This is a genomic window from Roseimicrobium gellanilyticum (assembly GCF_003315205.1).
In the GTDB taxonomy this organism is placed as follows: Bacteria; Verrucomicrobiota; Verrucomicrobiia; order Verrucomicrobiales; family Verrucomicrobiaceae; genus Roseimicrobium; species Roseimicrobium gellanilyticum.
In genome coordinates, this window is the sequence record NZ_QNRR01000005.1 from 204,071 (window position 1) to 217,783 (window position 13,713).

A 13,713-nucleotide genomic window follows, 5' to 3' on the forward strand; every position below is an offset into this window, starting at 1 on the left:
TCCGTGCACGGGGCACTTGCGGTGTCCCGATTCGCATGTCCTTTACTCTCCCTTCCCATATTGATCCGTCATGAGTTCCGCCACTGCCATCACCCCCACCCGTGCTGACGACTTTCCTGAATGGTACCAGCAGGTCGTTCGCGCCGCCGATCTGGCGGAAAATTCCGAGGTCCGTGGCTGCATGGTGATCAAGCCATGGGGCTTTGGCCTGTGGGAGAACATCCAGCGCCAGCTTGATGCGAAGTTCAAGGCCACCGGCCACGTCAATGCCTACTTCCCCCTGCTTATTCCTCTAAGCTACTTGGAAAAGGAGGCGGAGCATGCCGAAGGCTTCGCCACGGAGTGCGCCGTCGTCACCCATCATCGTCTCGAAGCCCAAAAGCAGGAAGATGGCAGCACCAAGATGGTTCCCACCGGGGAGCTGGCGGAGCCCTTCGTCATTCGCCCCACTTCGGAAACCATCATCGGTGCCGCGTTTGCCCGTTGGGTGGAGAGCTATCGTGATTTGCCCCTGCTCATCAATCAATGGTGCAACGTGATGCGCTGGGAAATGCGCCCCCGCCTGTTTCTACGCACCGCTGAATTCCTCTGGCAGGAAGGGCACACCGCGCACGAGACGGAGCAGGAGGCCATGGAGGAGGCGAAGCTCATGCACGGCGTGTATGAGGAGTTCCTCACGACTCACCTTGCCATCCCGGTCATTCCTGGGGAAAAGAGCGCTCGCGAGCGTTTCCCTGGAGCTGTGAATACCTTCACTGTGGAAGCCATGGTGCAGGATCGAAAGGCCATCCAGGCGGGCACGTCCCACTTCCTTGGCCAGAATTTTGCCAAAGCGGCGAACATCGAATTCTTGGGTCGCGACAACATCCGTCACCTCGCGTGGACTACGAGCTGGGGCATGAGCACCCGTCTGATCGGCACACTCATCATGACTCACGGGGACGATGACGGCATCATCCTGCCTCCGCGCATTGCCCCCACGCAAATCGTCATCCTGCCCGTCACCCCCAAGCCCGAGACCCGTGATGCGGTCATCGACGCCTGCGAGGCCCTGGCGAAGACGCTTCGCTCCCAGACTTACCACAACGAGCCCCTGCGCGTGCATGTGGACAAGCGCGACATTCCCGGCGGCCAGCGCAACTGGGAATGGATCAAGAAGGGCGTGCCCATCCGCCTGGAGTTTGGACCTCGCGATATCGAGAAGCGCAGTGTCGCCGTTTCTCGTCGCGACAAGACGCCCAAGGGCAAGGAGTTCATCCCGAAGGAGCAATTCATTCGCGACGTGGAGGAGATCCTGGACAGCATCCAGACCACCCTGCTTCAGCGTGCCACTGCTCTCCGCGACGCGAACACCAAAAAACTCGAAACCGAGGCCGAGTTCCGCGAGTATTTCAAGGAGGATGCCCCCGGTGGATTTGCTTTGATGCACTGGGCAGGTTCAAGCGAAGAAGAGGAGCGTATTGCCAAGGAAATGAAGGTCACCATCCGCTGCATTCCCAAAGGAGACCAGTATGCAGAGGAGGGGACTTGTTTCCTTACCGGCAGGCCCAGCAACCGGCGCGTGGTGTTTGCGCGTAGTTACTAGTCAGACGCTGAAGGCATTGCGGACAGCCCGCAATGCCGGTGCGTTTCAGAGAACAAACACGCATTTGCCCTCTGGCTGATTCGCGCTATCCTCTCCACCCCATGTCCCTCGCCAAAGTCACTCAAGTCGCCGGTACCGCTGTCTACGTCCCAGGATCTGACATCGACACGGACCGTATCATTCCGGCGCGCTTCATGAAGTGCGTCACCTTTGACGGGCTCGGCGAGTTTGCCTTTTACGATGTGCGTAAGAATGCCGATGGCACGGACAGGGAGCACCCCCTGAATGACGAACGCTTCAAGGGCGCAAACATTCTGCTTTCCGGCTCGAATTTCGGCTGCGGCAGCTCCCGCGAACATGCTCCGCAGGCGCTGTATCGCTTCGGTTTCCGGGCCGTCATCGCGGAGAGCTTCGCGGAAATCTTCTTTGGCAACTGCACGACACTGGGCATCCCCTGCGCCGTGGCCAGCGGACAGGACATCCGCATGCTGGCAAAGGAAGTGGAGCGCAATCCGAAGTTGGAGGTCACCGTGGATCTCGTGGCGGAGAAGGTGCTTTTCGAAGACCAGGAATTCGCCATCGTGGTGCCGCACACCGCCCGCGAAGCACTGACCACGGGTCAGTGGGATCCCATCGCGGAGCTTCTGAAGCACAAGGACGCGGTTGCCGATAAGGTGCGCGAACTGAGCCTGGCGTAACAGGGATTGCTTTACCGCCCGGGTGAGGGTGCAATTCTGAGATAGGTGCTCTGGCATTTGGAGCACCACCTCAAGGAAGTCGGGTGTGGAGCTGGTGGCTGTTAAGCCACGCCCATGCCAGACTGCGGATGAGAAGGATGTTTTCTCGTCATTGCGAGGCATGGAATGCCGCGCCAGATTGGACGTCCCTGCCCGCCCTTGTCCCCATGTCAGTTCCCGAATCAGACCCCATCTTCGTCATCGGCCACCGGAATCCGGATGCGGACGCGATCTGTTCCGCGATTGGCTATGCGGCATTTTTGCGTGCGTCCCGGGGCTCAGATGCCCGTGCGGCGTGCTGTGGTGAGATGAATACCCGCACCTCTTGGGTGCTGGACTACGCGAAGGTGGATGCACCCAAGCTCATCATGGATGTGAGGCCCACGGCAGTCACCATGTGCCGCAAGAATGTCATCACCGCCCGGCGGGAGGACACCTGTCTCTCCGTGCACCGCAAGATGCTGGCCCATGGGTTTCGCAGCCTGCCTGTGGTCGATGAGGAAGGGTGCATCGTTGGCATGCCCTCCCTGCAGGAGCTGGCGCAGCTTTTCCTCCCCTCTGAGGCGAGTGACGAGGATGCCAACCGCTATGTGCGTACCAGCGAAGCGAACATCGTGGCAGCGCTGGATGGCTCATTCCCCAACGGACGTGAGGCGTTGCAAGAGGTGGAGACCCGTGTGCTCATGGTGGCGGGTTCCAGCATGGGTACGACTCAGAGCCGCATGAAGCGCTTTCCCCACTCCAGCGTGATGGTGCTGGTGGGCGATCGGCCGGATGTTCAGGAAATGGCCATCCGCAACGGCGTGGACTGCCTGATCATCACAGGTGGCTTCCAGGTGGATGATGCCATCATGGCGTTGGCCAGGCACGAAAATGTCCCCATCATCTACACACGCTATGACACCGCCAGCGCGGCCCAGCTTGTCCGCTTCTCACGGCCCATCGCCGATGCATTGCACGATGGCTTCTTGCGCTTTGCAGCAAAGACGCCCCTGAAAGAAATCCTGGCACAGACGCACGACTCACATCAGCCACTGTTTCCTGTAGTGGATGATGACACCGGCAAGTTGCTGGGGGTGTTTTCCAAGTCCGACCTCGTGGACGTACCCCGCGCGAAGATCGTGCTCGTGGATCACAATGAATTTGCCCAGGCAGTGACCGGTGCAGACGAGGCCGAGATCCTGGAAGTCATCGACCACCATCGTCTCAGTGGGAACTTGCGAACGAAGGAGCCCGTCCGCTTCATCAATGAACCGGTGGGCAGCACCAGCACGATTGTGGCGATGATGTTCCGGCTGCAAAAACTGGAGCCAGATCGTGCCACGGCCGTCTGCCTCTGCGCAGGACTGATTTCGGACACACTCAACCTGACATCCCCAACAACCACAGGAACTGACCGGGAGATCCTTCCCTGGCTTGCGGGCATCGCAGGCATCGATGTGGCCAAGTTCACCTCAGAATTCTTCAGCGCCGGCTCCATGTTGCGGGACAAGCCTGCCGCAGCCGCGCTGGAGTCCGATCGCAAGGAGTTTGAGGAGAATGCATGGAGGCTGAGCATCAGCCAGATTGAAGAGCTGGGGCTTGATGAATTCTGGAAGCAGGAGAAGGCCTTGCGAGAAGCACTCGGAAACGTGGTGCGTCTGCGTGGAGTTCATTTCGCCTGTGTGCTGGTGACGGACATCACGCGCCATGACAGCATCTTGCTCACCGCGGGGAGCGAGCGTGTGATCGGCGCCATTGAATATCCGGAAATTGAGCCAGGGGTGTTTGAGTTGAAGGGAGTCGTGAGCCGCAAGAAACAGCTCTTCCCGTATCTCAGTCGTGTAGTGGCGAAGCTGACTGCTCCGGCCTGATATGGCACGGAGGCTGACTCACAAGAGTCAAAAAGCTTCGGAATTTCCTGATCGCTAGTGGGAAAGCAGCTGAGAAATTCCGCTTAACTTCATCTGAGCGGATTGCTTACTCGTGCGGCGCTGGTGCTTTGCCGTGACAGGATGAGATTGTCATTGGGGTCGTTATTTGTATATATCATCTATAAGACGGAAAATAATGGTTGCTCGATAAGATGCGCCTCCAGCGCAGGAGGATTTCGATAGCAAAGAATTCACGGGAGGAACGCGCATCCAAAAGTGGTGCGGCGGGCGATTTACGCCTGAGGAAAAAGAATCGCGCGTGGTGCTGTGATATGCGACCTATAACAATAGGATGAGTTGATGTTGAAATGACGTGCGCATGTTTCCCGCTTGCCAGAATCACGCCGGTCGTATGCAATTTATCTATGTTCACCTAGCGCTCTCATCTACAGACGGCCATTCGTGGCTGCTCTTAAGATGTGAGGAGACCTCCAATTGCTGACGGTCTCATGCCTATTCAGTCATCTCGCCCCTTCTGCAAAAAGCCCCCTGTTCACACCATCCCCAAAGACACTGATAGCCGCGTAGTCGATATAAGATCTCATCGGTGACCCCATCCGTGGCGGCGTTCGATGAACTCGAGTCGGATCGCGACTGCCCAAGCCTGTATTCCAGGAACCGGTAGCCAGCCACCAAGTGGCTTGTGGCTGCGCTTGCCCTCGTGGCAAGGCCTGCAGTCACTGCTTCATGAATTGAATTCCCCCTTCCTCCAACGGCCAGACGTCCATGAGCCCTTTTCAAGCCACACCCTCCCATCACCAGATATTCAAGCGTTGCGCGAGGCTGGGCAAGGTTCTCGCCTCTCTGGCATGGTCATTTGCGTGTGGCGGTGCGATGGCCCAGACGCAGCTGACTTGGGATATCAATGCTGGAATGGGTGGAGTGCAGGATGGCAACGGCACATGGTCAGTGAACGGACCGAACTGGCTCAATCCCGTGACCGGCACCAACACCACCTGGCCTTCGGGAACAGGGACTATTGCGGAGTTTGGAAACGGCTCTACTGGGCCAAGTAGTTCCGGCAGGACAATAACCGTAAGCGGCACCGTGGGTGTGGCTGGCATGAAGTTCAATCCGGCTACCAACGACGCTGCCTACATTTTCAATGGAGGCACGATTCAGTTTGCTGATGGAGCGATAATCTCGGTGCTCAATGGCGCGACTGGGTCGAGCACGGGCAAGCGCTTAACCTTCAACAGTATCCTTGCAGGTAGCAACGTCACTATTGCCAAGACTCCGAGTGCCAATACAGGAGGCTTGCTGGGAGCCGTTCGCTTGTACGGGAACAATACATGGACAGGTACGCTGACTCTCTTGGATTTGGTGAACAACACCAGCGACGGACTGTTTGTAGAGGCGAACTCTGCAGCCATCAACAATCTCGACAAAGTGGTGGTGGGTGACCGGGTGACGCTGGCCATCGTGCAGGCGAACGATTACACAGTCCCAATCGAGATCGGCGTTGGCTCACTCACTCGCGGCGCGATTCGCTTCGATGCGGCAGGTGATCTCAAGGGGCAAATCACTTTGCGTGGAGACGCTTCGATTTCAGCCAACGTGGTCACGAACGGTTTCGACGCCAACGGGACGGTTAGCGGCAACATCACTGAGAAGGTTGCAGGCAGCAGTCTGTCGATCAACGTCAATGGCATCAATGGCATGATCCTGCTGAGTGGTGACAACAGCTTCACAGGTGGTGTGATCCTGCATGCCGGCATTTTGAAGCTTGGCAGCACGGGTGCGCTTAACGCCAACACACCAAATCTCTTCACCTTTGGTCCCCTCACTTCCTCCTCGTCCTCCAAGATACTTCAGTTGAACGGGCACAATGTGTCCGTCGGAGGGCTCACACTGGGGAACGCAGGTTCCACCAACAACTTTGTCGAGAACGCCAGTGGTACGGCTGCGACGTTGACGATCGACAGCCGGCTCAACTACTCCTTCAGTGGCATCATTCGTGATGGCAACGAAGGAGGCGTGCTGGCATTGGCGAAGACCGGCACAGGCACCCAGACGCTTACAGGCGCCAACGCCTATTCCGGTGACACTACCGTGAAAGCAGGCACGCTGGCATTGAACTTCCGTACGATCTCGGACAATGTCGTCAACAATGCCGCGAATATCTCGACCTTGATCATGCAAGGTGGCACGTTGCGGCTTGAGGGGAGTGCAACGGCGGCAAATAGCCAGCAATTCAACGGACTCACCGTGCAGTCCGGTTCTTCCACCATTGAACTCGCCCAGAACAGCACCACACCGCAAAACCTGCTGCTCTCCCTGGGAACAATCACCCGCACGGGCGGGTATGTGAACTTTGTGCTTCCGTCTGGAGGGCAAAGCGCCTTCAACGGCATCACCACCACCAATGCTGCCGGTATGCTCGGCACGTGGGCCACGGTGAATGGTGAGGATTGGGCTGCAGTCAACGCGGGTGGAAATGTCGTTGCGTTTACAGGATATCAGACGGTGACAAATTTCTCCGTGGGAACGAATGCCTCGGGCCCCATTCCGGATAGCCCCACCGCCCATGTGAAGATCATTGATGGAGGCGAAAGCGGAAATGTTCTGCTGGGAGATCCCAATGCTACCACCGATATCGCTTCGCTGGTAGTGGATGCCACGGGACCAACCGTCATCGAGATCAACAATTCCGCAGACCCTGCGAGCGGCACGCTCCGCATCGGGACGGACGGGGCCATCATGCTCGCCGCCGGGGCCGGCGCGCTGACCATCGGAGACCAAACGACCGCAGGCGCATCCCTGACCGCCGGCGGGCCGATCGACAACACGGCCGGGAATCTGGTCTTTTACAATTACTCGACCAATGCCATCACGGTGAACGCCGGTGTGATGAACAATGGCACTGGCGCCGTGACGCTGGTGAAGAATGGCCCTGGCCTCCTGGTGCTGAACAGCACCACCAGCAACTACTCCGGCGGAACGGTCTTCAATGGAGGCACCGTGCGGATCGGGAACGATCGCAACCTGGGCGCTGTGCCGGTCAGCTTTGATGCGGACAATCTCACCTTCAACGGCGGTGCCCTGCAGTTTTCGGCTTCCATGACGCTCAACAGCAATCGTGGCATCACCTTGCTGGACGGTGGCGGCACGATCAACACCGGGAACTTCAATGTTACCTACAACGGGATCATCAGCGGCTCCGGCGATCTGATCAAGAGTGGAGGCACGACGGGCGCAGGGAATCTCATCCTGGGAAACGCCAATACCTATACCGGCGAGACCCTTATCACTGCGGGCATCATTGAGGTGCGGCACAACCAGGCGCTGGGCTCCACGGCGGGTGGTACGATTGTGGGAAGCGCAGGTGGCGGCGGCCCCATGCTCCGCCTGGCGAATGGCATCGTGGTGACCGGCGAAACACTCACCATTTATGGCAATGGTAACAACAACGGCGCGCTCAACCTCATTGGAGGAAGCGATGCTGCCAGTGCTACCAGCGCCACATGGGCGGGCGATATCTTCCTCGGGGCCGCGGATTCGCGAGTTGGCGTGAGTGGATTTGGGACGCTGACGATTGCAGGAGCCATCAGGGACGGTGCAGCCAGTTCGATCTGGTTCTCTGCGAGTGGATCCACCACCTCCACAAACGAGATGGGCGTGGTCTTGCTCACCAACAACAGTGTCTATACCGGATCCACCGGCATTGTGCGAGGCACGGTGAAGCTGGGCGTGGACAACGCCCTGCCCACCGGAACGGTTCTCACCGTGTACACGGCAGCTACCGTTTCTGAAATCACCGCCTTCGACCTGAACGGACATGATCAGTCGATTGCAGGACTCAGCAGCGTGGTCCCCAACGGAAACAATGACGTGGTGATCGTCACCAACTCTGATACTGCAAACGAATCCACGCTCACGATCGACCAAGCCACCGACCAAACCTACCATGGGAAGATCACAGGAAACTTGGCGCTCACCAAAAAGGGGGCCGGGATTCTGACGCTCACCAATACGTACAACGCCACTGCCCCCGCAGCGAGTTCGAGTACTTATACGGGTAAAACTACCATCAGTGGCGGTACGCTGGCGTTGAAGGGAACTGGCAATCTTCAAGGCACTCCGTGGATTCAGGTCGATCAGGGCGCCTTCTTTGATGTCACCGGACGCACGGGAGGCGGATACGATCTCACGAACAAGACACTCTCTGGGACCGGAACAGTCACGGGAAATCTCACTATCAGCGGAACGAGCATCATCAAGCCGGGCGGGAACAGTGCCAGTGCGACTCTTGCGCAAGCGGGCATTGGCACCGGCACGCTCACTGTGAATGGCGATCTCACCTTGGCCACAGGAGGCACGCGTGCTTTGTTCCAGTTGGGAGGCACTACCAGCAGCCTCTTTGATCCTGCCTCCGGTGGCGATGCGGGATTCTTCGCGGATGCGAGCGGTGGAGGGCTGTATGATCAAATCGAAATCAATGGCACTCTGAACCTCAATGCCGGTGGCACCATCAAGGTGGAGTTCGCGCAAGGCTACATGGCTAGCGTCGGCGATGTTTTCAACCTGCTGGACTGGTTGCAACTGGGCGCCGGCAATACCTTCACGCTCGGAGACCTGGACCTCAGTGCTGTGGCATCATGGGGAGGGGGATTGCATTTTGAAACCGATCGGTTCCTCTCCGACGGCATCCTTTACGTGGCAGTGCCGGAGCCCTCCAAGATGCTTCTCCTGCTCACTGGAATCCTTTGGTGTGGTTTCCGCCGCCGCCGGGCGCAGGTGTGAAAGGGCACCCTGTTCCGAGATGTCGCTGGCTCTTCTTCGTCTGACAGCACGCTGCTGGTCATTGCCGATGGTCGGAAAAACGCCCTGCGATGCCTGTCCAAGGGAGGGGGGATGAATGGAATTTAGTGTAAACAACTGAAATAGAGATGTTTATGTTGATTATTCCATCCCTCATGGTGCCAGATACCCGTGTCTCTGGAAGGGATGCGTTTCCTATTTGCCAAGGGCGGGCGATCCGCTAAGCTCCCTGCCCCCTCGCCGTGCCTGTGTGGTGCGGCGGAGCCCCCACACCCCTGTCCTTCCTCCGTCTTTCGCCCATGAACATCACGCTCGAAACCCAGCCGAACTGCCGCGCCGTCCTGCGCATCGACATCCCTGCTGCCGAGGTCAAAAAGGAACGCGACCGTGTGACGGGTGACTATGCGAAGTTTGCCCGCCTTCCTGGCTTCCGCCCTGGCAAAGCTCCGAAGGCGGTCGTGGAAAAGAAGTTTGAACCTCAGATCCGTGAAGAACTTGAGAGTGCGCTGGTGCGCAGCGGCTATCAAGAAGCGGCCAAGCGTGATGACGTGGAGATTCTCAACGTGGTAGATGTGAAGGAGAAGGCGCTTCATGCGGACGACCATTTCACCTTCACCCTTGAGGTGACCACCGCTCCGACCTTTGAGCTTCCCGAATACAAGGGTATCCAAGTGAAGCTTCCCCGCGTGGAAGTGACGGATGAAGACGTGGAGCACGACCTTCTGCATCTGCGCGAACGCTACCAGACCTTCCATGATGTGGAAGGCGAAGCGAAGCTCGGCAACTACGTGGTGCTGCATGCCACCGGCGAAGTGAACGGCACGCCCATCGGCGAGGCTCATCCCGATGCTCCTGCGTTCCTCAAGAAGATTGAAGGCAACTGGTTCGAGCTCACGGAAGAAGAAAACTTCCTGCCCGGTTTCTTCGCCGCCCTCGTAGGCATCAAGAAGGATGAGGAGCGCGACGTGACCGTCACCCTTGGTGATGATTTCCATTTCGAAGCGCTGCGCGGCCAGACCATCGTGCTGCACGCGAAGGCCGATGCCGTGAAGGAAGCCCAGGTGCCCGCCCTAGACGAAGACTTCGCCAAGAAGGTCAATCCCGAGTGGGATCTGGAGCGTCTGCGCGGAGAAGTGCGCATCGCCATCCAGCGCCGTCGCGAGCAGGCTCGTGAAGAGTCCAAGTCCAACCAGGTCATCGCTCACCTCGCCGACCGCCTTGAATTCGAACTGCCGCAGGACATCGTGAATCGCGAAGCCCAGCGCCGCACCAATGACATCGCCATGAACGCGATGCGCCAGGGCATGGCTCAAGAAGCCATCATGGGAGCCCAGGACCAGATTGTGAGCGCCGCCACCCAGCAGGCCCGCCAGAACGTGAAGGTCGGCTTCATCCTCGGTGAAGTGGCCAAGAAGGAAAGTCTCACCGTACGTGAAGAGCAGCTTCGCATGGCGCTTGCCCGCATGGCCGCGCAGCAGCGCGTGACTCCGAAGAAGCTTCTCGCGGATGCCCGCAAGAACGGCCTCATCGAGCGTCTTCGCGAAGACCTCCTGCTGGAGAACGCTCTTCAGTTCCTGAAGGACAGTGCTGCTGTGGAAGAGACCGAGCCCGAGAAGGAAGACTGCGGCCACGACCACAAGCACTAAGCCTCAAGCGCTGGTGACTTTTGAAAACGCCTCTTTGCGGTGCTGCCGCGAAGAGGCGTTTTTGTATCAACGAGGCACCGTTTCCCATTTCGTCTTGAGCCGCGCCATCCACCCGCGACCAGCGGTCGCAGCCAATAGTGGCTGTCTGGGGGCGCTATTGCTGTTCGGCGGGTGGCTCAGGTTGTGGCTGCGACCGTTGGTCGCGGTGCAGCGGAGCCATCCCTGACTCAAGACCACGACCTTTTCTGAAGCGCGCTAAGCCGCCGCGACCGCATTCGCCTTCAGTACGCGCATCACGTTTTCACCAAGCACCTTGCGAATGGCTTCGTCGGAGTGTCCGCGCATGACCATGCCCAGGGTGAAGATGGGCCAGTTCGTCCACGCGATGGATTGATCCATCTCCAGCGTGGTCTGGAAGTCATCTTTCGGCCACAGATGTTCCCAGCGATCTCCCGCGCCGCCAAGCGGTGAGGAACCATCGGGGCGTTTCTTGATCTTCAATCGTTCCTCCTTGTCGAAGCGGGACACATAGGCTGTGTCCACACCGATGGCGGTGTATTGCGCGCCGAATTTCTTAATCATGTGATCCAGGTGGTCGAGCAGCGCATTGATATCGCCTGAGCCGCCGAGGAAGCGGGGAATGCAGCACATACCCACGAGTCCGTCGGTATCGCAGATGGCCTTGATCACGGCATCCGGCTTGCCACGGAAGTGGCGGTACACATCGGCACAAGAAGTGTGGCTCGCGACCATGGGTTTGCTTGAGGCCCTGGCCGCATCGCCCGCGGTCTTCCAGCCGCTGTGGGCGACATCCACGATCACACCGGTGCGGTTCATCTCTGCCACCGCTGCGTGGCCGAAGTCGCTCAAGCCTCCGTCGTGCGGTTCGCCTGCGCCATCGCCGATGGGATTGCGGCGGTTGTAGGTGAGGTGCATCATGCGAATACCCAGCTCATGGAATACCGGGATGAAGCGCAGCTCGTCCTTGGTGCTCTCCCACTCCTGGCGCAGGGGCACTCCATTGCCGGTGAAGCAAAGGCCCACATGCCCTGCCTTCTTCACGGCCAGCGCGTCCTCGACCGTCACCACCTTGGTGAGCTGTGGCTTCATCATGTCTGTCGCATGCGTGAAATGCGCGAGCCGCTTGATGAGCCGGAGCGGGTCGCTGCCTTCCTCGCCTGCATTCTGGAACACCACCGCAACCCCGGCGGCATGGAAGGTGTCAAAGAACTCCTTGCGTTCCCGCTCGCTGGTGGCTCCGCGATTCATGGACATGGACTCACGCAGGTCGGCAAGTTCATCTCGCGATGCGCCTGAGGCCATGGCCTGGCTGATGCGTTCTCCATCGATGGCGAAGCGTGGAGCGAAGCCGTAGGATTCAAACACCAGTGACTGGAAGTGCAGCTCCCAGGCATGCTCGATCTGGGCCTGCGTGGGCTTGAGGATGTTCAGCGCGACTTCGCGGGCCTTGTCGATCACGGGATTACCCGTCATCCAGATCTTCCTGGCATCCTCACCGCGCACGTGAATGTGGAGTCCGCCCGCCAGGGCGACGAGTGGCAGGCGCTGCAACAGCGAGCGGCGGCTCAGGCTGCGGGATGAAGGAATATGGGATGACGAGACGGGAGGTGGAGTGCTCTTCACGCGATCAGTTCGGGGATGGGTTTGCCATGATCCACGATCGGTGTGGGGCGCCCGTTGAAGTCGTTGATGGTGATCTTGGAAGAGTCGATGCCCAGGTGGTGGTAGATCGTCGCAAGGAAGTCTCCCGGGCCGCAGGGGCGCTCGATGACGTCTTCCCCGCGCTTGTCTGTGGCGCCGATGATGCCGCCCGTCTGGATGCCACCACCGGCCCAGATGTTCGAGAAAGCGCGCGGCCAGTGGTCGCGACCCGGTTGCAGTGTGCCTGCAGGCGCGCTGGCATCGCCAGCGCCGGTGCTGCGATCAAAGCTGATCTTCGGCGTGCGGCCGAATTCTCCCGTCACCACCACGAGCACCTTCTTGCCGAGGCCTCGTTCGTAGATGTCCTCAATGAGAGCGGAGACGGCCTGGTCGTAGTTCTTCATGCGGAAGCGCAGACCATCGAACACGTGATGATTCACCGCATGGTCATCCCAGTTTTGCACACGACCACAGAGAGGGCCGCTAAGACTGCTGGTGACGATCTCCACGCCGGACTCCACAAGACGGCGGGCGAGGAGGAGTTGCTGTCCCCAGCGATTGCGTCCGTAGCGATCGCGTGTGCGTGCATCTTCACGGCTGAGGTCAAAGGCATCACGCGTCTGCGGATTGGTGAGCAAGGTCATGGCCTGCTGCTCGAACTGATCGAGCGCGCCGAGTTCGCCTTCGCGATCAAAGGCACGCTCCATGCGATCCAGATTCTTGCGCAAGGCGATGCGATCGTTCAGACGGCGTGTTTCCGCTTCGTCGGAGAGACCAATGTTCGGCACCTGGAAATTGGGGCGGCTCGGATCATCCGTGACCGAGAAGGGCGAGTATGCATCGCCGAGATACGCCGGGCCGTTGTATTCCAGCGGGGGATTCACGCCCACGTAGTTGGGCAGGGGATTGCTGCGACCGCCTGCCTTGTTGCGCAGGTAATAGGCAACGGACATCCAGTCGGGAAGACGCGGCTTGGGCTTGTCGCGTTCGTCCGAATCACCCGAGAGCATCTGCATGGACCCGGCAGGATGCCCGCCTGCTTTCTGGTTCATGGAGCGCAGCACGGTGAACTTGTCCGCGATGCGCGCCTGCATCGGCATGAGCTCGGTGAAGTGCAGCCCCGGAACCTTGGTGGGAATGGTGCTGAAGGGGCCGCGGTACTCACTGCCGATTTCCGGCTTGGGATCGTAGGTGTCGATGTGTGAGAGACCTCCGGGAAGCCAAACCATGATCACGGCAGTGCGCTCGCTCGCGGGTTTCAAAGCATTCTCCGCGCGCAGCTTGAGCAAGCCCGGCCAGCCGAGTGAGGCAAAACCCGCAAGCCCGATCTGCATGAATCCCCTACGGCCCATGGGACCGGCGCAGCGCACGATGGAGGGTGGTTGGATGATGGAGGACATGATGGACGT

The 13,713-nt window shown here is 59.1% G+C and carries 7 protein-coding genes; 5 read left to right on the forward strand and 2 right to left on the reverse strand.

Annotation, left to right across the window (positions count from 1 at the left end; translation table 11 throughout):
• The first annotated feature begins 70 nt into the window (after window positions 1-70).
• From proS to tig, 5 genes are all read left to right on the forward strand, one after another.
• Complete coding sequence (gene proS / locus DES53_RS15715; protein WP_113959238.1) at window positions 71-1,585, forward strand: proline--tRNA ligase; 1,515 nt, start codon at window positions 71-73, stop codon at window positions 1,583-1,585.
• Between the two features lie 101 nt (window positions 1,586-1,686).
• Complete coding sequence (leuD, locus tag DES53_RS15720; protein WP_113959239.1) at window positions 1,687-2,283, forward strand: 3-isopropylmalate dehydratase small subunit; 597 nt, start codon at window positions 1,687-1,689, stop codon at window positions 2,281-2,283.
• Window positions 2,284-2,489: 206 nt separating this feature from the next.
• Window positions 2,490-4,175: a putative manganese-dependent inorganic diphosphatase gene (locus tag DES53_RS15725; protein WP_170157155.1), complete on the forward strand. Its 1,686-nt coding sequence runs from the start codon at window positions 2,490-2,492 to the stop codon at window positions 4,173-4,175.
• Between the two features lie 786 nt (window positions 4,176-4,961).
• On the forward strand, window positions 4,962-8,978 hold the full coding sequence (locus DES53_RS15730) for a PEP-CTERM sorting domain-containing protein (protein ID WP_113959241.1): 4,017 nt from the start codon (window positions 4,962-4,964) through the stop codon (window positions 8,976-8,978).
• Window positions 8,979-9,295: 317 nt separating this feature from the next.
• Window positions 9,296-10,642 (forward strand): trigger factor, encoded by a 1,347-nt coding sequence (gene tig / locus DES53_RS15735; RefSeq protein WP_113959242.1) that lies wholly within the window; start codon window positions 9,296-9,298, stop codon window positions 10,640-10,642.
• Between the two features lie 255 nt (window positions 10,643-10,897).
• Here the strand turns inward: tig and DES53_RS15740 are convergent, their stop codons facing one another.
• A complete protein-coding gene (locus DES53_RS15740; RefSeq protein ID WP_245958183.1) occupies window positions 10,898-12,286 on the reverse strand; it encodes a dipeptidase in 1,389 nt (462 codons plus the stop codon).
• Window positions 12,283-13,704 (reverse strand): DUF1501 domain-containing protein, encoded by a 1,422-nt coding sequence (locus tag DES53_RS15745; RefSeq protein ID WP_113959243.1) that lies wholly within the window; start codon window positions 13,702-13,704, stop codon window positions 12,283-12,285. The genes DES53_RS15740 and DES53_RS15745 overlap by 4 nt, the downstream gene beginning before the upstream one ends.
• Window positions 13,705-13,713: the final 9 nt, after the last annotated feature.